The organism is Mycolicibacterium tusciae (genome assembly GCF_002086795.1).
In the GTDB taxonomy this organism is placed as follows: domain Bacteria; phylum Actinomycetota; class Actinomycetes; order Mycobacteriales; family Mycobacteriaceae; genus Mycobacterium; species Mycobacterium tusciae.
Map to the genome: position 1 here is coordinate 66,562 of NZ_MVIM01000011.1, position 25,174 is coordinate 91,735.

The following is a 25,174-nucleotide window of genomic DNA, read 5'->3' on the forward strand; positions in this document are numbered from 1 at the left end:
TCAGTCCTGCCAGCCGGAGTGGATGTACGTATCGGCGAAGCGCTTCATTGAATCGATCTTCTGCTCCAGCGGTGCGTCGAAGGCGAGGCCCTCGAACACCCACGGAATCCCGATGTAGTCGGTGACACCCGCCGCGGCGATGTCGCGGTGGCCGTCGACACCGAACTTGTCGATACACACGGCCTGGTACTCGAACGGGTCGTCGCCACGACCGTTCTCAGCCAGCAGCGTCTTGATCTTGCCGATTGTCTCGGCGAGCTGGTCGCACGTCATCATCGCGCTCGTCCAGCCGTCACCGATCCGGACGGCGCGTTTGAGCGCGACATCGGTGTGCCCGCCGACGTAGAAGGGCACCGGCTCCGACGGTGCCGGGCTCATCTGCAGCCGGTCGAAGTCGTAGAACTCGCCGTGGTGTTCGACCATTCCTCCGGCGAGCACCAGCTTGATGACGTCGATCATCTCGTCGACGCGTTTGCCGCGCTTCGCGTAGGGCACCCCGCACCACTCGAATTCCTCGGGAGCCCAGCCGATCCCGACACCGAAGCCGAACCGGTTGTTGGTGAGGTTCGCCACCGACCCGACCTGTCGGGCCAGCAGCAGCGGATTCCGCGAACCGAGCTTCATCACGTTGGTGTAGAAGCGCAGCTTCGAGGTCACCGCACCCAATGCACCCGCGAGGATCAACGGATCGACCCAGGGCGAGTTCTCATCGAACATCCGCTTGCCGTCGGCAGTGTAGGGATAGTCGACGGATTGTTCCTCGAAATAAAAGATCGAGTCCGGCAGGGCGATGTTGTCGAAGCCGAGTTCTTCAGCCGCCTTGGCGATTTCGATCAGCTGGTCCAGTGGGCTGAACGCGATACTGATCGTGTACTGCATGCGAGTCACGGCTTGTCAGCGGGCTTGTCGGAGGAGACCACCCACATCGAGTAGTACTGAGAACCGCCGCCGTATGCGTGGCCCAGCGCCTTACGGGCGCCCTCGACCTGATGCTCACCCGCCTTGCCCATCACCTGGATCGCCGCCTCGGCGAACCTGATCATGCCTGATGCGCCAATGGGATTGCTCGACAGCACGCCACCGGAGGGGTTGAACGGGATGCGTCCCCCGATCGCCGTCTCACCGGCCTCGGTCAGCTTCCAGCCCTCGCCCTCGGGCGCAAAGCCCAGATTCTCCAACCACATCGGCTCGAACCACGAAAACGGCACGTAGACCTCGGCGACGTCGATCTCGTCGATCGGGCTGGTGATCCCGGCGTCGCGCCACAGTGCAGCCGCGGCGTCGCGCCCGGCCTGCGGGTTGACCTGATCGCGACCGGAGTAGGCCAGCGGTTCGGTGCGCAGCGCGGTGGCGTGCACCCATGCGACGGGATGGCCTTCGGCGACACGGGCATCGGCGATCTCTTCGTTGCCGATCACCAACGCGCACGCGCCGTCCGATGAGGGACACGTCTCGTCGAAACGGATCGGGTCCCACAGCATCTGGGACTGCATCACCTTCTCCAGCGTGATGTCGGGCTGGTGCAGGTGGGCCAGCGGGTTCTTGGCCCCGTTGAGCCGGTCCTTGACCGCGACCATCGCGCCGATGTGGGTCGGTGCGCCCGAGCGCCGGATATAGGAGCGCACATGCGGGGCGAAGTACCCGCCCGCGCCGGCACCAACCGGCTTGGTGAACGGCACCGGAATACTCAACGCCCACATGGCATTGGACTCGGACTGCTTCTCCCACGCCATCGTCAGCACGCGGTTGTACTTGCCGGACTGCACCAGGCTGGCGGCCACGACGGCGGTGGACCCGCCGACCGAGCCTGCGGTGTGCACCCGGATCAGCGGTTTACCGGTGGCGCCGACGGCGTCGGCCATGAACAGCTCGGGCATCATGACGCCCTCGAAGAAGTCGGGCGCCTTGCCGACCACCACGGCGTCGATGTCGTCGAACGTCGAGCCCGAGTCCGCGAGCGCTTTATCGATGGCCTCACGAACGAGGCCGTTCATCGATACGTCTTTGCGCTTGGCGACGTACTTTGTCTGCCCGGTGCCCAGCACCGCAGCGAGATTTTTAGACATGATCACTCAATCCTTTGCTCTTCGCGCAAGCGCTCATCGGCCTTCCATGACTGCGACGAGATTCTGTTGCAGCGCAGCACCACTGGTGGCGTGCGCCAACACCCGCTGCGCGGAGCCGTCGAAGATGTGCCTGGCCGCGAAACCAATTCGCTCCAGGCCCGTCGAGAACATCGGGTTGGCGGCCAGCGCGCCGCCGGATGGGTTGATCTTGGTCGAGTCGCCAAGCCCGATGGCCTCGGTCAGGATCAACTGCTGGTGGGTGAACGGTGCATAGAGTTCGGCGACGTCGATCGACCCGGTGTCGCCGCCCGTCGCGGCCGCGGCCGACGCCGCCGTGGATGGCGACGTGGTCAGGTCGCGGGCCCCCAGCACCGGCGTTTCGATGCGGTGCTCGATGCCGGTGATCCATGCCGGGTTCTCCCGCAGCTCCCTGGCGCGGTCGCCCGCAGCCAGCACGATCGCCGATGCACCATCGGTGATCGGCGCAATGTCGTGGCGGCGCAGCGGATCTGCGAAGTAAGGCCGGGAGAGCAATTCGTCGATGCTCTTCGCCGGCTTCTCCGAGTCGGTGCGCTCGGCAACCGCAAAGGAGTCCAGCGCGACCTGGGCCATCTGTTCGGCGGTCCACTTACCGGAGTCCAGCCCGAGCCGGGCCTGCAGGCCGGCGGTCGACACGGCGTCGGGCACCAGCGGCGCCACCGTGTACGGGTCGGTCTGCATCGCCAGCACGCGGCGCAGCACCCCGGCGCTGGACTTGCCGAAGCCGTAGACCAGCGCGGTGTCCACCGAACCGGTCAGGATCTTGATGTAGGCCTCGTAGAGCGCCCACGCGGCGTCCATCTCCACGTGCGATTCGTTGATCGGCGGGACCGCGCCGATGGAGTCGATCGCGGACAGGAACGAGAATGCGCGCCCGGCAAGGTAATCCGAGGAACCCGAGCACCAGAATCCTATGTCGGTCTGCTTGATACCCAGATCCTGGTAAAGCTCGGCGAAGCACGGCATCAGCATCTCGACGCCGTTGGTGGTGCCTTCGGTGCGGCGCACATGCGGAGCATGGGCGAAGCCCACGACGGCAACGTCATGTGAAGTCATGTGGGCATCCCTTACTGGTGGTGCTTGTAGGTTTCGTAGTCGGCGTCGGGTTCGCCCGTCGGCCGGAAATAATCGATGTTGTCGATGCCGAGACCCCACTCTTCGCGGGGTTTCCACACCGCTTCGACCCGCATGCCCATCCGCACGTCGGTCGCGTCGATCTCGGTGACCAGGTGCAGGAACGGGATGTCCGCGCCGTCGAGCAGCACGTACGCCGCGACATAGGGCGGCTTGATGCGCTGGCCTGCGAACGGGATGTTGATGATCGCAAACGTCGTCACCGTCCCCTTGTCAGGGAGTTCGATGAACTCGTCGAGCTGCTGGCCCGTCGCCGGGTCGGCCTCCCGCGCCGGGAAGTACACCTTCCCGTTTTTTCCGGTGCGGGCGCCGAGCAGCTTGCCCTCCTCGAGCGCACGCAGGAACGCACTCTCGGGAAGTGAAGCGGTGTGCTGGATTTCGATGGTCGTGGGAACGACGAGCATCGTCACCGGGTCCCTGTCATCGGTCACGTCGGGGACGTCCTCAGCCTCGTCACCCAGCTCGAAGTAGGCGATGTCGGTGATCGCTCCGACCGGTTCGTCAACCCAGTGCACGTGTACCCGGGCACCGGTGCTTATCGCGTCGGACGAGCCGGCGTCGACAGCATGGACCAGGGGGGTGTCGGCCCCGTCGAGCTTCACCAGCGCCCAGGCGAACGGGCGGTCCAGGGGTTGGCCCTCGAGCGGCTGTAGCTGCCAGGTCCACGAAACGACGGTTCCGACGCTGCTCACCGGTACGATTTCGGTCAATTCCTCATAGGTGACTGGGTCGTACTCGGCAGGCGGCACCAACACCCGACCGTCCGAACCGCGCACGCCCACGACGCGTCGCTCGCGCAGGGCGGTGAAGAATTGGGACAGGAGTGGTCCGACTGAACGGGTGTAGTCGAATGAAAGCCGCAACGGCGCTGAAAGTGGCGGCTCATGCGGATCGATCTGCACCGGGCTGCTTTGGCTGGTGGTCACGGCATCGAGTAGAACAGGTTCTAAGAATGGTTTCAACCATGGGTCGAGAGGCGGGCTAATGAAGTTAGGACTGCAGCTGGGTTATTGGGGCGCGCAGCCGCCGGAGAACCAGGCCGAACTCGTGGCAGCGGCCGAGGAGGCCGGCTTCGACACCGTCTTCACCGCCGAGGCGTGGGGTTCGGACGCATACACACCGTTGGCCTGGTGGGGGCGTGAAACCACGAAGATGCGGCTGGGCACGTCGGTCATCCAGCTGTCGGCGCGGACGCCGACGGCGTGCGCGATGGCTGCGCTGACGCTCGACCACCTCTCCGGTGGCAGGCACATTCTCGGTCTCGGGGTGTCGGGGCCGCAGGTGGTCGAGGGTTGGTACGGCGCCAAGTTCCCCAAGCCGCTGGCCCGCACCCGCGAGTACATCGACATCCTGCGCCAGGTCTGGGCCCGCGAGGCGCCGGTGCACAGCGACGGCCCGCACTACCCGCTGCCGTTGACCGGCGAGGGCACCACCGGTCTCGGCAAGAACCTGAAGCCGATCACCCACCCGCTGCGCGCCGACATCCCGGTGATGCTGGGCGCCGAGGGGCCGAAGAACGTCGCGCTGGCCGCCGAGATCTGTGACGGCTGGCTGCCGATCTTCTATTCGCCGCGGATCGCGGGCATGTACAACGAATGGCTCGACGAGGGCTTCGCGCGTCCCGGCGCGCGGCGCACCCGCGAGACCTTCGAGATCTGCGCGACCGCGCAGGTCGTCGTCACCGACGATCGCGCCGAGATCATGGAGTTGATGAAGCCCCACCTGGCGCTCTACATGGGCGGGATGGGCGCCGAGGACACCAACTTCCACGCCGACGTCTATCGCCGCATGGGGTACGCCGAGGTGGTCGACGACGTCACCAAGCTGTTCCGTTCCGATCGCAAGGACGAGGCGGCGAAGATCATCCCGGACGAGCTCGTCGACGATTCGGCGATCGTGGGTGACCTCGCCTACGTGCAGGAACAGATCAAGGCGTGGGAGGCCGCCGGCGTGACGATGATGGTCGTCGGCGCGCGCTCGGTCGAGCAGATCAAGGATCTTGCCGCACAGGTCTGAAACTCGGGTAGACACTTCCTTGCTAGTTGTCTAGTCCGCGTTCTAGATTGACCCGATGACTGCCTCGCAGCACACCATCGCCGGCACGGTGCTGACCATGCCGGTAGAGGTCCGCAAAGCCACCCAACACATGGCGATGTTCTCCGTGGACGCCGACGCCGCTCAGGCGATGATCGACTACAGCGGATTCCAGGTCTGCCGCTACCGACCGAACCGCGCGGTCGCGGTCCTGATGCTGATGCGCTACATCGACACCGATCTCGGCGAGTACTACGAGTACGGCACCAACGTGATGGTGAATCCGCCCGGATCTGAGGCCAAGGGACTGCGCGCCCTGCAGTCGGCGGGGGCGTTCGTCCACCACCTGCCCGTCGACCAACCGTTCACCCTCGAGGCCGGGTGCAAGATATGGGGCTACCCGAAGGTGATGGCCGACTTCACGATTCGCGACGGCCACACATATTCGTTCGACGTGACGATCGACGGCCAATTCGCCGTCGGCATGGACTTCAAGCCCGGCCTACCGATGCCGTCGGCTTTCACGTCCAAGCCGCAGGAGCAGCCCACTTACTCATACCGGGACGGCGTTCGCCGCCGGACCCTCGGAACGATGACGATGACCGACGCGCGCTACCGGCCCGGCGGTGCGACCGTGCGTCTCGGCGAACATCCATACGCCAAAGAACTCGCCTCGCTAGGCTTCCCGAAACGCGCGATGGTCTCCGGTTCGGCAGGCAACGTGGCGATGTCGTTCGCAGACGCGCAGGAGGTTTGACATGGTTGCGCCCACCAAGGCGACGAAGCCGGACGTGGATCTTGCCGACGGCGGATTCTATGCCGACCGCCCGTCGTCCCGCGACGCCTACAAGTGGATGCGCGCGAACGAACCGGTGTTTCGGGACCGCAACGGTTTGGCCGCGGCGACGACATACGAGGCCGTGATCGACGCGGAGCGCAATCCCGAGTTGTTCTCGAACGCGGGCGGCATCCGCCCCGATCAACCTGCGCTGCCGATGATGATCGACATGGACGATCCGGAACATCTGTTGCGCCGCAAGCTCGTCAACGCCGGCTTCACCCGGAAGCGGTTGAAGGTTCAAGGCGATTCAATCAGCTCGCTGTGTGATTACCTCATTGACCGGGTGTGCGAGCGGGGTGAGTGCGATTTCGTCGCAGACATCGCCGCACCGCTGCCGATGGCGGTGATCGGCGACATGCTCGGTGTGCTGCCCGACGAGCGAGAGCTGTTCCTCAAGTGGTCTGACGACATGATGGAAGGTCTGAGTTCCACTGTGTCCGAGGCTGATATGCAGGTCACCTTGGATGCCTTCATGGCATACAACGAGTACACCATGGACAAGATCGAACAGCGTCGAGCGGAACCGACCGAAGACCTGATCAGCGTTCTGGTGCACGCGGAGGTCGACGGTCAGCGGCTGTCCAACGACGACATCCTGCAGGAGACCCTGCTGATCCTCGTGGGCGGCGACGAGACCACACGCCACACGATCTCCGGTGGAATCGAACAGCTCATCCGCCACCCCGAGCAGTGGGAGCGTTTGCAGAACAACCCCGACAGGATCCCCCTCGCGATCGAGGAGATGCTGCGCTGGACCTCACCGCTGAAGAACATGGCGCGCACGATCACCGCCGACACCGAGTTTCACGGAGCACAGCTGAGCAAGGGCGAGAAGATGCTGCTGATGTTCGAGTCGGCGAACTTCGACGAAGCCGTCTTCGGTGATCCCGAAAACTTCAACATCCAGCGAGATCCGAACAGCCACTTGGCATTCGGCTTCGGAACGCACTTCTGCCTGGGTAACCAGCTGGCCCGGATCGAACTCATCAACATGATCGGCGCGGTCCTGAAGCGGCTGCCCGACCTGCAGCTGGCCGACAGCTCCGCGACGCTGCCGTTGCGGCCGGCCAACTTCGTCAGCGGCCTGGAGTCGATGCCGGTGACGTTCACCCCGACCCAACCTGTGGGCTGAGGTAGCGATTCGGGTGCGCCTACGATCGCTCAGCGACTGTTTGCGCACCGAAATCACTACTTCATCTGGAAGTTGGGCGCGCGCTTCTCCTTGAAGGCACGCGGGCCTTCCTTGGCGTCGTCGGACAGGAACACCGGGATGCCGTTGGCGGTGTCGGGTTTGAACGCGTCGAGCTCGTGCATGCCCTCGGCCTCGCGGATGGTCTTGAGGATCGCCTGCACGGCCAGCGGGCCGTTGTTGTTGATCACCTCGGCGATCTCCAGCGCCTTCTCCAGCGCGGTGCCGTCGGGCACGACGTAGCCGATCAGGCCGTAGGACAGCGCCTCGGCGGCGGTGATGTGCCTACCGGTCAGCAGAAGGTCGCACGCGATCGTGTACGGGATCTGGCGCGGCAGCCGCACCGCCGAGCCGCCCATCGGATACAGGCTCCACTTGGCCTCCGAGATGCCGAACTTCGCGCTCTCACCCGCGACGCGGATGTCGGTGCCCTGCAGGATCTCGGTGCCACCCGCGATGGCCGGGCCCTCGACGGCAGCGATCAGCGGCTTGGTGAGCCTACGACCCTTCAGCAGGGCCTCGATCTTCGTCGGATCGAACGCCCCGCTCTTGAACGAGTCGCCGGGAGGCGCCTTGGTTGCCGTCTTCAGGTCCATGCCTGCGCAGAAGTAGCCGCCTGCGCCGGTGAGGATGCAGGTCCGGATCTCGGGATCCTCGTCGACGCGGTTCCAGGCGTCGACCATGATCGACATCATTTCGGTGGACAGCGCGTTGCGCGCCTCCGGTCGGTTCAGCGTCAGGATCAAGGTGTGTCCGCGCTGCTCAATGAGGGCGTCGGGGCCTTTTTCCGGTTTTCCTTCGTCGCTCACGAACTAGTCCGCCTTCCAGCGTCGATGCCACAGACTTGTCTGGAAATGTAACACGTTCTAGTTTATGTGCTGTGGCCCTGAACATTGCCGATCTTGCCGAGCACGCCATCGACGCCGTGCCAGACCGTGTCGCCCTCATTTCCGGTGACGTACAGCTGACCTACGCCGAATTGGAGGAGAAGGCCAACCGTCTGGCCCACTACCTCCTGGACCAAGGCGTGAAGAAGGACGACAAGGTCGGGCTGTACTGCCGCAATCGCATCGAGATCGTCATCGCGATGCTGGGCATCGTCAAGGCGGGCGCGATTCTGGTCAACGTCAACTTCCGCTACGTCGAGGGCGAGCTGAAGTACCTGTTCGACAACTCGGACATGGTCGCGCTGGTGCACGAGCGCCGCTACGCCGACCGCGTCGCCAACGTGCTGCCCGAGACACCCGCCGTGAAGACCATCCTTTCGGTCGAGGACGGCAGCGACGACGACTACCAGCGTTACGGCGGTGTCGAGTTCTACTCGGCGCTGGAGCAGGGTTCGCCCGAGCGCGACTTCGGTGAGCGCAGCGCCGACGACATCTACCTGCTCTACACCGGCGGCACCACCGGCTTCCCCAAGGGCGTGATGTGGCGCCACGAGGACATCTACCGGGTGCTGTTCGGCGGCACCGACTTTGCGACGGGTGAGTTCGTCTCCGGCGAGTACGACCTGGCCAAGGCTGCCGCGGAGAACCCGCCGATGATCCGCTACCCGATCCCGCCGATGATCCACGGCGCCACCCAGTCGGCCACCTGGATGTCGATCTTCTCGGGCCAAACCACAGTGCTCGCACCGGAGTTCGACGCCGACGAGGTTTGGGAGACCATCGAGAAGCACAAGGTGAACCTGCTGTTCTTCACCGGCGACGCGATGGCGCGCCCGCTGCTGGACGCGTTGACCAAACTGCACGACGAGGGCCGCGAGCCCGACCTGTCGTCGCTGTTCCTGCTCGCCAGCACGGCCGCGCTGTTCTCGACGAGCATCAAGGAGAAGTTCCTCGAGCTGCTCCCCAACCGGGTGATCACCGACTCGATCGGTTCCTCGGAAACCGGCTTCGGCGGCACCAGCATCGTGGCGAAGGGCCAGTCGCACACCGGCGGACCGCGCGTGACGATCGACCATCGCACCGTCGTTCTCGACGAGGACGGCAACGAGGTCAAGCCCGGGTCCGGGGTGCGCGGAATGATCGCCAAGAAGGGCAACATCCCGGTCGGTTACTACAAGGACGAGAAGAAGACCGCCGAGACGTTCAAGACGTTCAACGGTGTGCGCTATGCGATTCCGGGTGACTACGCCGAGGTCGACGCGGACGGGTCCGTGACGATGCTCGGCCGCGGTTCGCAGTCCATCAACAGCGGCGGCGAGAAGATCTACCCCGAAGAGGTCGAGGCCGCACTCAAGGGCCACCCCGACGTCTTCGACGCGTTGGTGGTCGGCGTGCCCGACGAGCGGTACGGCAACTGCGTGGCCGCCGTCATCCACCGCCGCGAAGGCACCAACCCGACGCTGGCCGAACTCGACACCTTCGTCCGGAATGAGATCGCGGGTTACAAAGTGCCACGCAAGGTTTGGTGGGTCGACGAGATCCACCGCACGCCCGCCGGCAAGCCCGACTACCGGTGGGCCAAGGACACCACCGAGGAGCGGCCCGCCGACGACGCACACGCCAAGCATGCGGGCAGCACATCCTGATGCGTACCGAGCTGTGTGACCGTTTCGGCATCGACTATCCGATATTCGTCTTCACGCCGTCGGAGAAGGTCGCCGCCGCGGTCAGCAAGGCCGGCGGTCTCGGTGTGCTCGGCTGCGTGCGGTTCAACGACGCCGACGATCTCGAGAACGTGCTGCGCTGGATGGACGAGAACACCGACGGTAAGCCGTACGGTGTCGACATCGTGATGCCGGCCAAAGTGCCGCAGGAGGGCACGGCCGCCGATATCGGCAAGCTCATCCCGCAGAGCCACCGTGACTTCATCGACAAGACCCTCGCCGATCTCGGCGTTCCGCCGTTGCCCGAGGACGAGGAGCGCAGCTCGGGTGTGCTGGGCTGGCTGCATTCGGTGGCCCGCTCGCACGTCGAGGTGGCGCTCAAGCATCCGATCAAGTTGATCGCCAACGCCCTTGGCTCACCGCCGAAGGACGTGATCGATCAGGTGCACGCGGCGGGGGTGCCAGTGGCGGCCCTGGCCGGTAGCGCCAAGCACGCGCAGCGTCATGCCGAGAATGGGGTCGACATCGTCGTGGCGCAGGGCCACGAAGCTGGTGGACACACCGGCGAGATCGGTTCGATGGTGCTGTGGCCGGAAATCGTTGATGCGCTCGACGGTACGACCCCGGTGCTGGCGGCAGGCGGTATCGGCACCGGGCGGCAGGTCGCCGCGGCTCTCGCGCTGGGCGCCCAGGGGGTGTGGATGGGCTCGGCGTTCCTGACGTCGGCCGAGTACGACCTGGGCCACCGCAAGCCGTCCGGTGTGTCGACGATCCAGGAGGCCCTGCTGCGGGCCAACTCGAGCGATACCGTGCGCCGCCGTATCTACACCGGTAAGCCCGCGCGCCTGCTGAAGTCGCGCTGGACCGACGCCTGGGATGCGCCCGACGCGCCCGAGCCGCTGCCGATGCCGCTGCAGAACATCCTCGTCAGCGAGGCCCATCAGCGGATGAACGAATCGGACAATCCCGACATCGTCGCGATGCCCGTCGGCCAGATCGTCGGACGGATGAACGAGATCCGGCCGGTCGCCGACATCATCGCCGAGTTGGTCTCCGGTTTCGACGAGGCCTCGAAGCGACTCGACGTCATTCGCGAGGGCTAGCGGCGCACTCGACATTCTTCGTATGATCGGCCCACCGCAGGGGGGGTTATGGCGACATTCGCGTTGGTCCACGGTGCGTGGCACGGGGCATGGTGTTGGGAGAGGCTGACTCCCGAGCTCGAGAAACTGGGTCATCGCGTGATCACGATGGACCTCCCCATCGACGACAGCTCGGCCACGTTTGACGACTACGCCGACATCGTCTGTCGCGCAGTCGACCACTGCTCCGGTGAGGATTTGGTCCTTGTCGGGCATTCACTCGCGGGGCTGACCGTTCCGCTCGTCGCGGCACGTCGGCCGCTACGCCGGGTCGTATACCTGTGTGCCCTTCTGCCCAAGCTCGGAGTGCCTCTGACGCAACAGATGGCCGAGGACACGGTGATGCTCAACCCGGACTATGCGAAAGGCCTCGGCGACAAGGACTCCGAGGGAAGACGTGCCTGGGTCGACGAAGTAATAGCGCGTAGGCATCTCTTCGATGATTGTGACGAGGCCGTCGCATCTGCCGCCGTCGCCCGCCTCTGTCCGCAGGCGACGAATCCTTATCGGATTCCCTGCTCGCTGTCGGAGATGCCTACTGTCGACTCCACGTATGTGCTGTGCACCGAGGACCGCATCGTCAACCCAGTTTGGTCGCGTCGGATTGCGCGCGAGCGGATGCGCGCGGAGCTGATCGAGTTGCCCGGCAGCCATTCGCCGTTTCTTTCTCGACCGCGTGACCTGGCTGCGGTACTGGACGGCGTCGGATAAGCCGAACGCCGCCAAAGTCCTTTGGACACTGGCGGCGTGGCTTCAAGCGATGCGTCTGCTTTGTTACGGCGTGATTTTTGTTTCCGCGTCGATGACATCCGTTGCCGCGCCGACGATGTCGCCCTGGTTCTCCAGGCCGTCGGCGTTGAGCTGCAGAACGTAGAGGCCGTCGGCTCCGGGGATCACGACGGTTTTCTGGGCGACGATCTTGGTCTGCCCCTCCGAGTCCCAGGTGCCGCCGAGCTGGTAGGCCGGGTAGTCGCCGAGCGTGCTGTTCTCACCCTCGTTCGACGCGCTCCAGCCCGGCAGGTTCTGCAGTTCGCCGGGCGCCAGGTCGATGATCTGCTGCGGGTCGACGTTGCCGGTCAGCTTCGAAACCAGCGCGACGATGCTCGGCGAGTACTCGGCGGCTTCGGGGCCGGTGTAGATGATGGCGCCGTAGGCCCACTCGGGGGTGTTCTCGCCGGCCGGCTCCCAGCCCTCGGGGATCGGCAGGTCGATGGTGGGTGAGCCCGGGTCGCCGCGCTTGACCGGCGTCTCCTGGATGTTGTTCTCCTTGATGTAGCTGGCGATCGTCGGGTTCGGGCCGGCGGCATCCTCATCGCGCGGAGCGACTTTGGCCGTCGTCGTCGGTGCGGCCTTGGCCGTGGTGGTCGTCGTGGTCTCCGACTCGCTGGTGCTCGGTTCGGTCTTGGTGTCCGAGCCGCAGCCCGACAACACCAGGGCCAGAGCGGCAGCCAACGCCGCCGCTCCGGTGATCGCCGTGCGCCTCATCAGTCACTCCTGTCGTCCTGCAACGCGTGTCGCCGTTCTCGGCAAACATGGCCGGTTGCTTTGGTCGTGACGAAGCGTAATCGAAAAGCGGCTCTATGAAGGGCGAGTAGTTCTACTCGATGTGAAATCCGGCAAACCGCAGCCGGGCCGTGTCCGATTTGTTCACGACACCTCGCGGTGGACCGACATAGCGTCAGGGCCATGGAGATTCGTCTGACATCAACCGTCTTTCAGGTATTCGCCAGCGACCTCACAGCTTCGCTGGCCTTCTACCGGCTGCTCGGGCTGCCGGTTCCCGGCTCCGACGCTCCGCATGTGGCGGTCGAACTGCCGGGAGGCAATACCTTGTCCTTCGACAATGAGGAGACGATCGCGGCGATGCATCCCGGTTGGGCGGCGCCGTCGTCATCGCACAGCAGGGTTGCCCTGGCACTCGGTGTCGGCACGCCTGGCGAGGTCGATGCACTCTTCGAAAAGGTCACGGCGGCAGGTTATTCCGGCGTACTAACCCCATATGATGCGCCGTGGCAGCAGCGCTATGCGACCGTCGCCGACCCCGACGGCAACTGGGTGGATCTGTTCGCCGCACTGGAATCCTGACCGAACCACCCCAGCGGGACACCAGCGAGCGCGCGGACCTCGCGGTGCAGGTGCGATTGGTCGGCGTAGCCCGCGCAGGCCGCGACGTCGGAGAAGGGCAGCCCCTCATCGAGCAGCCGCCGGGCATGACGGAACCGCAGGATGCGTCGCAGCGTCGCGGCGCCGTAGCCGTAGACGGCGGTGCAATGGCGCTGCAGGGTGCGCGGTGACCAGCCGAGGGTCTGCGCGACATCGGCGACACCGGATCCGCTGGCGAGGCGGGCGGTGACCTGCCTCAGCTGCGGCAGCGTCCAGGGTGCGGTTTCGCCACGCGGGGTCTCGGCCGCCAGTTGTTCGGTCAGGTCGGTCAGTGACCGGGCCCGCGGCAGCCGTCGGAGATCGGAGAGCCCCACCCTGGTGTCGCGTATCTCGACCGCCGGAATCCCAAGCAGCCTGGGCAGGATGCCGGGCCGAAACCGCAGGCCGACGTACGGGTCTACGTCACGCGTCGTCATCAGCGGCGCGGTGTCCGGGCCCGCGACGACGATGTCGTCGTCCATCGCGATGAGATCCATGCATCCATCGGGCAGCACCCGCACCGGTGCGGGCGGCCCGTCCATCGTCCACGCGACCTCGACCAGGTCGGCCAGCGCGGTGGTCGGCGCGTATTCGCGGTACCCCATATTGGCGAGAATAGACTCGGCTGAAAAGGAGAAGTGCGTGGTCACTTTGGACCGCTTGGTGAACGTGCTGGGGAGCTACGGCGTCCGACTGCGTTTCTGTCCGATACCGCGCTCCACGGAACTCGGCAGCGTCGTAGTGCACGAAGATGCAGGCGGCCGTACGGTCATCGGCGACGTGCTGCTGGCCATCGGGGCGCGTTCGGTGGACGAGGCCTTGCGGTGGGCGGTGTCGGCGCACGCCGTGGTCGTTCTTCTGCGTGACCACGATGACAACACCACCTTCGCCGGGATGGACGAGGGCGTCGCGATGATGGTTGTCGATGCATCGGTTTCGTGGAGCGAGCTTTCGGCTGTCGTCTACGGGCTGGTTCTGGAAGGTCGGGAAACCGAATCCGGCCGCGGTCCAACCGATCTGTTCGCCCTCGCCGATAGCCTGGCCGAGGTGGTCGGCGGCGCGGTCACCATCGAGGATCCGTTGTCGCGGGTACTCGCGTACTCCACGATGCAGCAGAACGCCGACCCGGCGCGTGTCGCGACGGTCATGGATAGGCAGGCGCCGGCAAGTCTGCGCGAATTCTTCGAAACTCGTGGTGTTTTCACGCATCTGGCAAACTCTGACGAACCGCTGTTCGTCAGTCCGGACACCGATCGCGGAATGTCGGGCCGCATGGTCGTTGCGGTGCGTTCGGGGACAGAACTCATGGGGTCGTTGTGGGTTGCCTGCCTCGAGCCGCTGGCCGAACCCGAACGGACCGCGTTGGCCGACGGGGCCCGCACAGTGGCCTTGCATCTGTTGCGCTCACGCGCCAGCGCGGATTTGGAGCGTCAGGTCGAATCCGAATTGGTGCTGCGACTCCTGAACGGCAGCCCCGATGCCGCGGCGTCGGCCAGCAGACTCGGTTTGGCACCAGGCCGTATGCGCGTGATCGCGGTGCAGGCTTTCATCGACTTCGATCGAGACGCCGGTCTTCTCCTTGCCTTCGAGCGGGCGACGACCGGGTTCGGTTGGTCACGTCCCGGCCGAAGTGCCCTCTGCGGCAACACGGTGTACACATTGTTGCCGGGCGAGCAGGCGGAGTCCGCTCGACGGTGGTTCGCGGGCCTGCAGGCGTCTCTGCCCGATCCGTTGACCGTGTTGGCCGGTATCAGCAAGGCGGCCGCGGCCACAGATCTGCCTGCGGCGCGTCAGGAAGCTGACGAATGTCTCGCGCTGCACGGGATCAAGCCGCCTGATGCCCCGCCGCCGGCCTACGACGAGTCGTGGGACGAGATCCTGCTGCAACGGCTTCGGACAGCGGCGCGCTCAGGCCGGACCCCCGACCGCGGACCCGTCGCCGAGTTGCGACGCCACGACGCCGATAACACCACCGACTATGTATCGACTCTGAGGGCCTGGCTGGAGGCCATGGGCGACCCGGCCGAAGCGGGCAACCGATTGGGCGTGCACGAGAACACCGTGCGGTACCGCTTGCGCAAGATGGGCGAGATCACCGACCTTCAATTGGACGACGCCCGCAAGCGGCTGGCCATGATGATCGAACTCGCTGCCACTCAAGCCGACTGACGCACCGTTTGTCGGATCGCCACAACGGCGCCGCCGTTGGTTGTCCCCTCGCGGCAACCCTTGCCATCGCTGGTCAGGCCACCATGGGGTTATCCGTAGGTGGATTCAGCGATGGAGGTATGGCAATGGTCGGCGACGAGCGTATCGATGGCGGTCCGCGGTCTGCGGTCGTGGTCGGCGCAGGCATCGTCGGATTGTCGACGGCATGGTTCCTGCAGGAGAGGGGAGTCGACGTCACGGTGGTGGACCGCGCGGGCGTAGCCGCCGGAGCCTCCCGGGGTAACGCCGGCTGGATCTCACCCGCGTTGACGACGCCGCTGAACTCTCCGAAGCTGCTTCGCTACGGTTTGCGATCGTTGCGCGACCGGAACGCTCCTCTGCACATCCCGTTGTCCGCGGACACCGCACTGTGGGCGTTCCTGATTCAATTCGCAGCCAACTGTCGCCCGTCGGCGTGGATTCGCGCGGTGCAAGCCAACGTGCCACTCAACGAGGAATGCATCGAGGCATACGACGTTCTCGTCGGGAACGGGGTCGACGCGCCCGTGACCGATGCTCCGATCACGGCGGTGTTCCGAACGACCCGTGACGCGGAGAACATGTTGCGGGACCTCCGTGCCCTCGAGAACGCCGGACAGTCTGTGTTCGTGACCGGGCTGTCCGGTGAGGCACTTCGCGAGCAGGTTCCGCTGGCGTCGCCGGCGATCACCGCTGCGCTCAACATCAACGGTCAACGATTCGTGGATCCGGGTCGTTTCGTCACGGCCCTGGGAAGAGCTGTCGAAGAGCGGGGAGCCACCATCCGCACAGAGGATGTGCGGGACGTCTTCAGCTCCGGTAACTCAGCGACCGTGGTGCCCTACCGCGGCAAGCCGTTGACCGCCGACGCTGCGGTGATCGCCACCGGCGCGTGGTTGTCACGACTGGCGGGCAGCCGACTGCGGGTACCGGTGACGGCCGGTCGCGGCTACTCGTTCACCGTGCCCGTCGACCGGCCCATACCCGGTCCCATTTACCTGCCGGACGCGCGAGTGGCCTGCACTCCCTTCAACGGGGCACTGCGGGTCGCGGGCACGATGGAATTCCGCGACCCGCATGAACCATTGATGGCTGAACGTGTCGGCGCAATCGTCGCCTCCGTGAGCCCGCTGATGGAAGGGGTTCGCTGGGCCGAACGCAGCGACATCTGGGTCGGTCCGCGCCCGATAACCCCCGACGGCCTGCCATTGATCGGTGAGATGTCTCGCAACGTGTATGTCGCTGGCGGGCACGGCATGTGGGGTCTAGCACATGGGCCGATCACCGGCCGGCTACTCGCCGAACAGATCACCACCGGCAAGCAACCCGAAGCCCTGCGGCCATTCGATCCGCTGCGGCGAGTTGTTACCTAGACCGAGGGTCTCGCCCGTTACGGGCACCGCGAGTCGTCAGGGGCGGCGCAGTTGTTGCGGCCCGCCCCTGACGACAACCAAATACGGGCAACTGTCAGCTCTTCGCAATGAAAGGAACGAATATGACTAGTGCACAACGCGTCTGGATCTCCTCGGAAGCCTATGACGGTCTACAGCAGGAATTGGCCGCCCTGCGCCAATTGTGCAAGACCGCCGCTGTGGATGGGGATATCGGCGAAAATGCCACCGCGATCCAGCGCGCCCGGCAAGCCCGGATACAACAGATTCATGACCTGCTCGTTTACGCTGTTGTGGGCGAGGACCCGCCCAATGACGGTATCGCCGAACCGGGCATGGTCGTCACTGTCCGATACGACGATACCGGGGATACCGAATCGTTTCTCTTCGGTGTTCGCGGCGCTGAGCATGGCGATATCGAGGTCTACTCTATTCAATCTCCGCTCGGCGCGGCCATTCTCGGTGCTCGTCCCAGTGAGCAGCGCACGGTCAAATCGCCAAGTGGTGCTGAGCTGCCTGTCACAATGTTGGCAGCCGTTCCCTACGGTTTGCACACCGCTGAGATGGGTTAGCCGGGAGGACGAGGCCGAAAATGATTGCGACGCTTCATGTCCGACCATGGAAGGAGTAAGAGATGTTTTCATCACCCGAAAGGATCGCCGAAGGTCATCTCGGAAATCAGATGCGGCACAACGACGACCGTGTACTGGCACCTATCGCTCTGGAGCGATGGGAATCCGACGGGGGAGCAAGCCCGCGCCCACAGCGGTGGACTTACCCGAAGAACTGACAACACAGTCGCTAGCGCGAACCATTCTGTTCGTGGCGCCAGCCCGGCGGCTGCGGTGCGTGCAGGTCGAATCGGATGCCCACCACGCGGATAGCGAAGCAGACGAATGCCGCACCGAGTGCGGCAAACGTTCCGTGGTAGCCGAGGCTGTTGGCCGCGACCGCGCAGCTTGCACCGATGAGGGCGGGGATGGCGTAGAGCTCGCTACGTAGGACAACGGGAATTCGACCGATCAGCACGTCGCGAATCGTGCCACCCCCCACGGCTGTGATCGCGCCGACAATGATCGCCTGCACCACACCGAATCCCATGTCGAGTGCCTTGTAGGCGCCCAGCACGGCGAAGACGCTCAATCCGATGGCGTCGAGAACGTTGATCACGGCGGCCAGTCGGTGAAGTACCCGGCTCAGCGCAAAGGCGATCAAGCCACCTGCCGCCGCCAGTGCGAGGTAGCGCCAGTCGACGAACGTAGCCGGTGGCAAGGCATTGAGCAGGATATCGCGGATGGTGCCACCGCCAAGGCCGGTGAACATACCGAGCGTGACGACGCCGACAATGTCCAGCCGCTCGGCGCGGACCGCGGTCAGCGCGCCGTTGAGCGCGAACGCGAAGGTGCCGACGAGATCGAGGATCAGCCACAGCGGTGAGTCAGCCAACATGACAGAGGTATACCGCGTGCGGGCTACCGTCGTCGCGACATCAATTCTCAGCGCGGAACGGGATACACCGGATCGTCGCAGTCAGTCCCTTCGGCCTGCAGCCGGCGTTTGATCACCTTGAACGTCTCGGTGCGAGGTAGGTCGGTGCCGACCCGCACATACGACGGCCATTGCTTGGGTCCGAGGTCGGATTGATCGGCGAGGAATCCGCGGAACTGCTCCGGATCGAAGGACGCGCCCTCGACCAACACCACGGCCGCCATGACCTGGTCTCCGACATCAGGCGCGGGGATCCCGTACACCGCCACTTCGACGACGTCGGGATGGCGCAGCAGCACCCGCTCGATCGGCGCTGAGCCGAGGTTCTCACCGTCGACGCGCATCCAGTCGCCGAGCCGTCCGGCGAAGTACGCGTAGCCGTTCTCGTCGCGGTAGGCCAGATCGCCGCTGTGGTACGCCCCGCCGCGCATCCGCTCGGCGTCGGCGCCCGGATCGTTGTAGTAACCCTCGAAACGCCCGGCGTTGGAGGTATTCACCAACTCGCCCGTGACGCCGGGCGGGCAGGGCTCCCCGGTCTCGACGTCGAGAATTTCGGTGCCTTCGGGCAGCGGGCCGAGCGCCCCCGGCGGGGTATCCGGTGTGCGGCCGATCGCGATGCCGCCCTCGGTCGAACCGAACCCGTCCATCACCAGGGTGTTGAACCGCTCGGCGAACCTGTCGACGTCGGCGGGTGCGCCCTCGTTGCCGTACACCGCGCGCAGCGGATTGTCGGCATCGTCGGGTTGTTCGGGAGTGGCGAGCACGTACGACAGCGGCTTGCCCACGTAGTTGGCGTACGTGGCGCCGAACCGGCGGACATCCGGCAAGAACTGCGACGCGGAGAACTTGCGCCGCAACGCAAGTGAGCTCTGCGAAGCCAGGCCTACCGACCAGCCGACCAGCACCGCGTTCGAGTGGAACAACGGCATCGACACGTAGCACACGTCACGGGGGCCGAGCTCGAATCGTTGCGTCATCATCTGACCCGCGATGGCGACCTTGCCCTGGCTGCACTTGACCGCCTTGGGGTCCCCGCTGGTGCCCGACGTATAGATCAGCATGAACAGATCACCCGGATCGGCGTCATAGGCGACGACGGGCTCGTCGGCGTAGCGCGCTACCTCGGCTGCCCACTGCGGTGAGTCGACGTCGATGTGCTCGATATCGCCGACGACCGCCGCCGATGCCGAATCCGCAAGCACCACCTGGCAATCCGCGTGCGTGACGTCGCGCTGCAGCGCCGCACCACGGCGCACCGGGTTCAACCCCACCGGCACGATCCCGGTCAACCCCGCCGCCACCAGAACCGAGGAGAAGAACGGGGTGTTCTGCAGCAGCACACCGACATGCGGCGGCCGCTCAGGATCCATGCGCGCACGCAGCGCAGCCGCCACCGCAGCACCGTTGGCAATGTGCGCACGCCACGAGGTGAACGTGTCCTCGAAGTAGACCCCGCGGTCGTCGACGTCGACCAGCGGTGCGATCAGCGAGGTTACGGTGGGAAGCTCGCTTCCCGTCGCCGGATTCAAACCGGGGTGTCGGCCAGTTCGCGACCGATGCGCAGCAGCTGCCCGGTGGCCCCGCCGACCGCGAACTCGGTCTGCTTGGCCGCCAGGAAGTACCTGTGCACCGGGTGATCGGTGTCGATCCCGACGCCGCCGTGCACGTGCACCGTGGTGTGGGCGACGCGATGCCCCGCCTCGGCCGCCCAGAACGCCGCCGTATTCACCTCGACCTCGGCGGGCAGGTCCTCGGACAGCCGCCATGCCGCCTGCGTCACCGTCAGGCGCAGCGCCTTGACGTCGATGTAGCCATCGGCCAGCCGTGACGAGACGGCCTGGAAGCTGCCGATCGGCCGCTCGAACTGCTCACGCTCGCGGGCGTATTCGGCCGTGAGCTCGAGTGCGCGCTCGACCACTCCGAGCTGGAATGCGCTGCGGCCCAACGTGCCATGCGTGGTCAGCCAGGCGAGGACCTCGTCGCCGCCGACGACGCGGTCGGCGCTCAACTCGACACCGCGAAGTTCCAGATGGCCGACGCTGCCGTGTCCGGTGGTGCTCAGCGACTCAACCGTGACACCGGAATCGGAGGCGGCGACCACGAAGACCTTGGTGCCGGAATCGGTTTCGGCGGGCACGATGAACGCGTCGGCGACCGGGCCGTAGCTGACCTGGGTGCGGCTGCCGGTCAACCGGAATCCGTCGCCGTTCGCACTCGCCTGGACCGGGCCTTCGCCCATCTCACCGTCAAGCGCGACGGACAGGATCTTCTGCCCGTTGACGGCGGGCGCCGCCCACTCCTGCTGCAGCGCTTCGGACCCGAACGTCGCCAGCGCGCCCGCGGCCAGCACTGCCGATTCCAGATAAGGCACAGCGGCCATCTGCCTACCCAGTGCGACCAGCACCGCGACCTGCTCCAGCACACCGAACCCGCCACCGCCCAGGGATTCCGGCGCAGCGGTGGACAAGATGTCGGCCTCGATCAGCTTGCTCCACAGCGTCTTGTCGAAGCGTTCTTCGAGACCGTCGAGTTCGCGTTGGCGTTCCGGCGTGCTGACGGACTCGGTGATGGCGCGCGCCAGACCTCCGAGATCCTCGGATGCCTCAGTTGTCTTGAAGTCCATGTCGTCTCAGTCCTTACCGGTTGACCCTGGGCAGGCCGAGCGCGACCATGCCGATGATGTCGCGCTGGATCTCGTTGGTGCCGCCACCGAAGGTGAGGATCAGGCACGAGCGGTGCATGCGTTCGATGCGGCCCCGCAGCAGGGCTCCGGGGGTGTTCGTGCGCAGTGTCGCGGCGGTGCCGAGCACCTCCATCAGCAGTCGGTAGGCCTCGGTGGCCAATTCGGTGCCGTACACCTTCGCCGCCGACGCGTCAGCCGGAGACGGGGCGGCATCCGTGGAGGACGCGAGCTCCCAGTTGATGAGCTTGAGTACTTCGGCCTTGGCGTGCACCCGAGCCAGGTTCAGCTGAACCCATTCGGAGTCGATCACGCGCCTGCCATGGGCGTCCTTGGTGTTCTGTGCCCATTCGCGGACACCGTCGAGCGCCGAGAAGATCGGCTGCGCGGAAACCAGTGCGACGCGCTCGTGATTGAGCTGATTGGTGACCAGCTTCCACCCCGCGTTCTCCTCGCCGACGAGGCTGGACACCGGCACCCGCACGTCCTGGTAGTAGGTGGCGCTGGTGTCGACGCCGGCCATGGTGTGCACCGGAGTCCACGAGAAGCCCTCGGCCGTCGTCGGCACGATGAGCATCGAGATGCCGCGGTGCTTCTTGGCGTCAGGGTTGGTGCGCACCGCGAGCCACACGTAGTCGGCATAGGCGATCAGGCTGGTCCACATCTTCTGACCGTTGATGACGTAGTCGTCACCGTCGCGTACCGCCGTGGTCCGCAGCGCGGCCAGGTCGGTACCGGCGCCCGGCTCGGAGTATCCGATCGCGAAGTGCAGCTCTCCGGCTGCGATCTTGGGCAGGAAGAACTTCTTCTGCTCGTCGCTGCCGAAGTGCATGATCGTCGGCGCGACGCTGTTGATGGTCAGGAATGGCACCGGGACGTTCGCGATAGCGGCCTCGTCGTTGAAGATCAGCCCGTCCATCGGCGGACGCGCCTGGCCGCCGTACTCCTTGGGCCACGAAAGCGTCAGCCACCCGTCCTTGCCCATTTGGGCGACCGTTTCGCGGTAGACGTTGCCCCGCCCCATCTCTCCGTCGCTGGAGGCCAGCGCTTCGGCGCGCTCGGGGGTCATCAGCTTGGTGAAGTACGCCCGTAGCTCGCGACGCAACTCCTCCTGCTCTGGGGTGTAGCCGATCCGCATCGCCTTGTCCTAACTTCTGTAGAGCACCGGTATAAGTGCACCAGGCTTGAACCGAAGTCCAGCCCGACTTCACTCCCGGTTGTAACACGTTCTAGTCTTGGGGTCCAGGCCGGTGCCACACTGGTTGCTCGAAGCAGCCCCGAGCGCAAGGAGTGCGTCATGCGAGTGGAAGTGGACCGTGACCGTTGCGAGGGCAACGCCGTATGCGTTGGAATTGCCCCCGACCTGTTCGATCTCGACGACGAGGATTATGCGGTCGTCAAGGCCGATCCAGTGCCCGCCGACCAGGAGGACCTGGCGGAGCAGTCGATCGCCGAGTGCCCGCGAGCAGCCCTGATCCGCAGAGACTAGAGGTATTCATAAATGACTGCAGATGCGACTGATCTTTCCGGCCTCGTTGCCGTGGTGACCGGCGCGGCCGCTGGGCTGGGCCGCGCCGAGGCCATCGGTCTGGCGCGAGCCGGCGCCACCGTCGTGGTCAACGACATCGCAGGAGCGTTGGACCGCTCCGACGTGATCGACGAGATCGTCGCCGCGGGTTCCAAGGCGGTCGCGGTTGCCGGTGACATCAGCGAGCGGTCGACGGCCGACGAGCTGGTGTCCACCGCCGACGGCCTCGGCGGTCTGAGCATCGTCGTCAACAATGCCGGCATCACGCGCGACCGCATGCTGTTCAACATGACCGATGAAGACTGGGATGCGGTCATCGCCGTCCATCTGCGCGGTCACTTCCTGCTGACTCGCAATGCAGCGACGTATTGGCGCAGTAAGGCGAAGGCGAACGACGGCCGCGTCTACGGCCGCGTCATCAATACGTCGTCCGAGGCCGGCCTGGTCGGGCCGGTCGGGCAGGCGAACTACGGCGCCGCGAAGGCGGGCATCACCGCGCTGACGCTGACGATGGCACGGGCCCTGGAGCGCTACGGCGTGCGGGCCAACGCGATCGCGCCCCGCGCCCGCACCGCGATGACCGCCGACGTGTTCGGCGAGGCGCCGGAGCTGACCGAGGGGCAGATCGACTCGCTGTCGCCCGAGCATGTCGTCACGTTGGTGCAATTTCTGGCTTCGCCCGCCGCGGAAGGCGTCAACGGACAGCTCTTCATCGTTTACGGTCCTACTGTGACGCTTGTTGCGGCGCCAACGGTCGAAGCTCAGTTCAGCGCGCTGGGTGACGCCTGGAAACCTACGGACCTGTCAATTACTTTGCGCGACTACTTTGCTGAACGCGGCTCGGATGCGAATTTCGCAGCGACCGACATTATGAATTCATAAGCTCGATAATCTTGACCGGTCCCGACTTGGGAGACTAGAACACGTTCTAACATGGCGTGTGTCACACCGGCTTTGACCAGCGCGGATATAACAATTTGGACCTTTTTTCCGGTTCTTTGACACTGTGAACTTGTTCTAGTTAGTATGATCCGGCTCACTAAGAGCAGTGCTTAAACCACGGGTGTAAAGCAAGCGTCGGCGACGTTATCCGAAGTCTTCGCCACGCGAGCTCTCCGCCCGCCACCGCAGAGAAACGGAGCCCGAGGTTGATCGAACAGCTCGCGGCACCGACTCGGGCCGTGGGCGGTTTCTTCGAAATGTCGATGGACACCTTCGTCAAGATATTTCGACGCCCCTTTCAGTTCCGCGAGTACCTCGACCAAACGTGGATGATCGCGCGGGTTGCGCTCATCCCGACGCTGCTGATCTCGATTCCGTTCACGGTGCTGGTCGCCTTCACCCTCAATATTCTTTTGCGAGAAATCGGAGCCGCGGATCTGTCCGGCTCCGGTACCGCGTTCGGCACGGTGACGCAGCTCGGTCCGATCTCGACCGTGCTTGTCATCGCCGGCGCAGGCGCGACCGCAATCTGCGCCGACCTGGGTGCCCGCACCATCCGTGAAGAAATCGATGCGATGCGGGTGCTCGGCATCGATCCCATTCAGCGCCTTGTGGTTCCGCGTGTGCTGGCCTCGACCACCGTCGCTCTGCTGCTCAACGGTTTGGTGATCGCGATCGGTCTCACCGGCGGTTACGTGTTCTCCGTGCTGCTGCAGGGGGTGAACCCCGGTGCGTTCATCAACGGTCTGACGATCCTGACCGGCTTGGGCGAGTTGGTGATCTCCGAAGTCAAGGCCCTGTTGTTCGGTGTGATGGCAGGCCTTGTCGGCTGCTACCGCGGGCTGACCGTCAAGGGTGGACCCAAGGGCGTCGGAGAGGCTGTCAACGAGACAGTCATCTATGCCTTCATCTGTCTGTTCGTCATCAACGTGCTGATGACCGCAATCGGCGTCCGGGTGCTCGGCTGATGAGCTACGACGTGACGGTGAGGATGCGGCGGGCGCTCGGATGGTTTCCCAGGGCCGTCGACACGTTCGGCGAGCAGGCGTTGTTCTACGCCGAGTCGGTCCGGTACATGCCGAACGCGGTGCGGCGCTACGGCAAGGAAACGACCCGGCTGATCGCGGAGATGACGCTCGGCACCGGCGCGCTGGTCCTCATCGGCGGCACGGTCGGCGTCGCGGCGTTCCTCACCCTGGCCTCCGGCGGTGTCATCGCCGTACAGGGCTACGAATCGCTGGGCAACATCGGCATCGAGGCGCTCACCGGCTTCCTCTCGGCGTACCTCAACGTGCGCATCGTGGCGCCGATCATCGCCGGCATCGCGCTCGCGGCCACTATCGGTGCGGGCACCACGGCCCAACTGGGGGCCATGCGCATCTCCGAGGAGATCGACGCCGTCGAATCGATGGCCGTGCACTCGATGTCCTACCTGGTGTCCACCCGCATCGTCGCCGGGCTCATCGCGATCATTCCGCTGTACTCGCTCGCTGTCCTGGCCGCGTTCTTCTCGGCCCGCACCATCACCGTCTTCGTCAACGGACAGTCCGGCGGGCTGTACGACCATTACTTCAACACGTTCCTGATCCCGACCGATCTGCTGTGGTCTTTCGCTCAGGCGATCGTGATGGCGGTCGCGGTGATGTTGGTCCATACCTACTACGGCTACAACGCATCCGGCGGACCGGTCGGCGTCGGTGTCGCGGTGGGTAAGGCGGTCCGGACCTCGCTGATCGTCGTCGTCATCATCACTTTGTTCATCTCCCTGGCCGTGTACGGTGCCACCGGAAACTTCAACCTCTCGGGGTAAGGGGAAAGAG

The 25,174-nt window shown here is 65.1% G+C and carries 25 protein-coding genes; 14 read left to right on the forward strand and 11 right to left on the reverse strand.

Annotated features, from left to right (window positions below; all coding sequences use genetic code 11):
• The 4 genes from BST47_RS19800 to BST47_RS19815 are packed head-to-tail and all read right to left on the reverse strand — an operon-like array spanning position 1 to position 4,165.
• Positions 1–879, reverse strand: a complete 879-nt coding sequence (locus tag BST47_RS19800) for a TIGR03619 family F420-dependent LLM class oxidoreductase (RefSeq protein WP_083127351.1) — start codon at positions 877–879, stop codon at positions 1–3.
• Positions 880–884: 5 nt separating this feature from the next.
• Positions 885–2,066: a thiolase family protein gene (locus tag BST47_RS19805; RefSeq protein ID WP_083127451.1), complete on the reverse strand. Its 1,182-nt coding sequence runs from the start codon at positions 2,064–2,066 to the stop codon at positions 885–887.
• 33 nt (positions 2,067–2,099) lie between these two features.
• A complete protein-coding gene (locus tag BST47_RS19810; protein ID WP_083127352.1) occupies positions 2,100–3,161 on the reverse strand; it encodes a thiolase family protein in 1,062 nt (353 codons plus the stop codon).
• A gap of 11 nt (positions 3,162–3,172) precedes the next feature.
• Positions 3,173–4,165 carry a Zn-ribbon domain-containing OB-fold protein gene (locus BST47_RS19815; RefSeq protein ID WP_207568645.1) on the reverse strand — a complete coding sequence of 331 codons (993 nt, stop codon included), beginning with the start codon at positions 4,163–4,165 and terminating at the stop codon, positions 3,173–3,175.
• Between the two features lie 58 nt (positions 4,166–4,223).
• Here BST47_RS19815 and BST47_RS19820 point away from each other — a divergent pair, with 58 nt between their 5' ends.
• From BST47_RS19820 to BST47_RS19830, 3 genes are read left to right on the forward strand one after another with little or no spacing between them, the layout of a single operon-like run.
• The gene (locus tag BST47_RS19820; protein ID WP_083127353.1) at positions 4,224–5,255 is read left to right on the forward strand and encodes an LLM class F420-dependent oxidoreductase; all 1,032 of its coding nucleotides are present in this window, start codon (positions 4,224–4,226) and stop codon (positions 5,253–5,255) included.
• Between the two features lie 55 nt (positions 5,256–5,310).
• The gene (locus tag BST47_RS19825; RefSeq protein ID WP_083127354.1) at positions 5,311–6,030 is read left to right on the forward strand and encodes an acetoacetate decarboxylase family protein; all 720 of its coding nucleotides are present in this window, start codon (positions 5,311–5,313) and stop codon (positions 6,028–6,030) included.
• 1 nt (position 6,031) lies between these two features.
• Positions 6,032–7,246, forward strand: a complete 1,215-nt coding sequence (locus BST47_RS19830; RefSeq protein ID WP_083127355.1) for a cytochrome P450 — start codon at positions 6,032–6,034, stop codon at positions 7,244–7,246.
• A gap of 56 nt (positions 7,247–7,302) precedes the next feature.
• Here the strand turns inward: BST47_RS19830 and BST47_RS19835 are convergent, their stop codons facing one another.
• Positions 7,303–8,112: a crotonase/enoyl-CoA hydratase family protein gene (locus BST47_RS19835; RefSeq protein ID WP_083127356.1), complete on the reverse strand. Its 810-nt coding sequence runs from the start codon at positions 8,110–8,112 to the stop codon at positions 7,303–7,305.
• 71 nt (positions 8,113–8,183) lie between these two features.
• Between BST47_RS19835 and BST47_RS19840 the strand changes: the two genes are divergently transcribed.
• Genes BST47_RS19840 through BST47_RS19850 form a run of 3 tightly spaced genes read left to right on the forward strand, consistent with a single transcriptional unit; the run spans position 8,184 to position 11,707 of the window.
• The gene (locus BST47_RS19840; RefSeq protein WP_083127357.1) at positions 8,184–9,836 is read left to right on the forward strand and encodes a medium/long-chain-fatty-acid--CoA/3-oxocholest-4-en-26-oate--CoA ligase; all 1,653 of its coding nucleotides are present in this window, start codon (positions 8,184–8,186) and stop codon (positions 9,834–9,836) included.
• Complete coding sequence (locus BST47_RS19845; protein WP_083127358.1) at positions 9,836–10,957, forward strand: NAD(P)H-dependent flavin oxidoreductase; 1,122 nt, start codon at positions 9,836–9,838, stop codon at positions 10,955–10,957. Before BST47_RS19840 ends, BST47_RS19845 begins: the two co-directional genes overlap by 1 nt.
• Positions 10,958–11,005: 48 nt before the next feature.
• On the forward strand, positions 11,006–11,707 hold the full coding sequence (locus BST47_RS19850) for an alpha/beta fold hydrolase (protein WP_083127359.1): 702 nt from the start codon (positions 11,006–11,008) through the stop codon (positions 11,705–11,707).
• A gap of 63 nt (positions 11,708–11,770) precedes the next feature.
• Here the strand turns inward: BST47_RS19850 and lpqN are convergent, their stop codons facing one another.
• Complete coding sequence (gene lpqN, locus BST47_RS19855) at positions 11,771–12,481, reverse strand: envelope biogenesis lipoprotein LpqN (protein WP_083127360.1); 711 nt, start codon at positions 12,479–12,481, stop codon at positions 11,771–11,773.
• Positions 12,482–12,682: 201 nt separating this feature from the next.
• Here lpqN and BST47_RS19860 point away from each other — a divergent pair, with 201 nt between their 5' ends.
• The gene (locus tag BST47_RS19860; RefSeq protein WP_083127361.1) at positions 12,683–13,081 is read left to right on the forward strand and encodes a VOC family protein; all 399 of its coding nucleotides are present in this window, start codon (positions 12,683–12,685) and stop codon (positions 13,079–13,081) included.
• On the opposite strand, the gene BST47_RS19865 is transcribed toward BST47_RS19860, so the two are convergent.
• A complete protein-coding gene (locus BST47_RS19865; RefSeq protein ID WP_083127362.1) occupies positions 13,018–13,743 on the reverse strand; it encodes a helix-turn-helix domain-containing protein in 726 nt (241 codons plus the stop codon). The two genes, BST47_RS19860 and BST47_RS19865, sit on opposite strands and share 64 nt — an antisense overlap.
• Positions 13,744–13,780: 37 nt before the next feature.
• On the opposite strand from BST47_RS19865, the gene BST47_RS19870 reads away from it, so the two are divergent.
• The 3 genes from BST47_RS19870 to BST47_RS19880 all read left to right on the forward strand — a co-directional run bounded on the left by BST47_RS19870 (position 13,781) and on the right by BST47_RS19880 (position 17,288).
• Entirely contained in the window at positions 13,781–15,307 is a 1,527-nt protein-coding gene (locus BST47_RS19870) for a PucR family transcriptional regulator (protein WP_083127363.1), read from the forward strand.
• Positions 15,308–15,432: 125 nt separating this feature from the next.
• Complete coding sequence (locus BST47_RS19875) at positions 15,433–16,698, forward strand: NAD(P)/FAD-dependent oxidoreductase (protein WP_083127364.1); 1,266 nt, start codon at positions 15,433–15,435, stop codon at positions 16,696–16,698.
• A 122-nt stretch (positions 16,699–16,820) separates the two neighbouring features.
• Positions 16,821–17,288: a GreA/GreB family elongation factor gene (locus BST47_RS19880; protein WP_083127365.1), complete on the forward strand. Its 468-nt coding sequence runs from the start codon at positions 16,821–16,823 to the stop codon at positions 17,286–17,288.
• Between the two features lie 229 nt (positions 17,289–17,517).
• On the opposite strand, the gene BST47_RS19885 is transcribed toward BST47_RS19880, so the two are convergent.
• From BST47_RS19885 to BST47_RS19900, 4 genes are read right to left on the reverse strand one after another with little or no spacing between them, the layout of a single operon-like run.
• The gene (locus BST47_RS19885; protein WP_083127366.1) at positions 17,518–18,165 is read right to left on the reverse strand and encodes a trimeric intracellular cation channel family protein; all 648 of its coding nucleotides are present in this window, start codon (positions 18,163–18,165) and stop codon (positions 17,518–17,520) included.
• Between the two features lie 47 nt (positions 18,166–18,212).
• Entirely contained in the window at positions 18,213–19,733 is a 1,521-nt protein-coding gene (gene fadD17, locus BST47_RS19890; protein ID WP_083127367.1) for a long-chain-fatty-acid--CoA ligase FadD17, read from the reverse strand.
• The gene (locus tag BST47_RS19895) at positions 19,730–20,827 is read right to left on the reverse strand and encodes an acyl-CoA dehydrogenase family protein (protein ID WP_083127368.1); all 1,098 of its coding nucleotides are present in this window, start codon (positions 20,825–20,827) and stop codon (positions 19,730–19,732) included. Before BST47_RS19895 ends, fadD17 begins: the two co-directional genes overlap by 4 nt.
• Positions 20,828–20,840: 13 nt before the next feature.
• The gene (locus BST47_RS19900) at positions 20,841–22,022 is read right to left on the reverse strand and encodes an acyl-CoA dehydrogenase family protein (protein WP_083127369.1); all 1,182 of its coding nucleotides are present in this window, start codon (positions 22,020–22,022) and stop codon (positions 20,841–20,843) included.
• 159 nt (positions 22,023–22,181) lie between these two features.
• Between BST47_RS19900 and BST47_RS19905 the strand changes: the two genes are divergently transcribed.
• From BST47_RS19905 to BST47_RS19920, 4 genes are all read left to right on the forward strand, one after another.
• Positions 22,182–22,373, forward strand: coding sequence for a ferredoxin (locus tag BST47_RS19905; RefSeq protein WP_015309489.1), 192 nt, complete (start codon positions 22,182–22,184; stop codon positions 22,371–22,373).
• Between the two features lie 12 nt (positions 22,374–22,385).
• Positions 22,386–23,294 (forward strand): 3-oxoacyl-ACP reductase, encoded by a 909-nt coding sequence (locus BST47_RS19910; RefSeq protein ID WP_083127370.1) that lies wholly within the window; start codon positions 22,386–22,388, stop codon positions 23,292–23,294.
• A 266-nt stretch (positions 23,295–23,560) separates the two neighbouring features.
• Entirely contained in the window at positions 23,561–24,322 is a 762-nt protein-coding gene (locus tag BST47_RS19915) for an MlaE family ABC transporter permease (protein WP_083127371.1), read from the forward strand.
• The gene (locus BST47_RS19920; protein WP_083127372.1) at positions 24,322–25,164 is read left to right on the forward strand and encodes an MlaE family ABC transporter permease; all 843 of its coding nucleotides are present in this window, start codon (positions 24,322–24,324) and stop codon (positions 25,162–25,164) included. Before BST47_RS19915 ends, BST47_RS19920 begins: the two co-directional genes overlap by 1 nt.
• Positions 25,165–25,174: the final 10 nt, after the last annotated feature.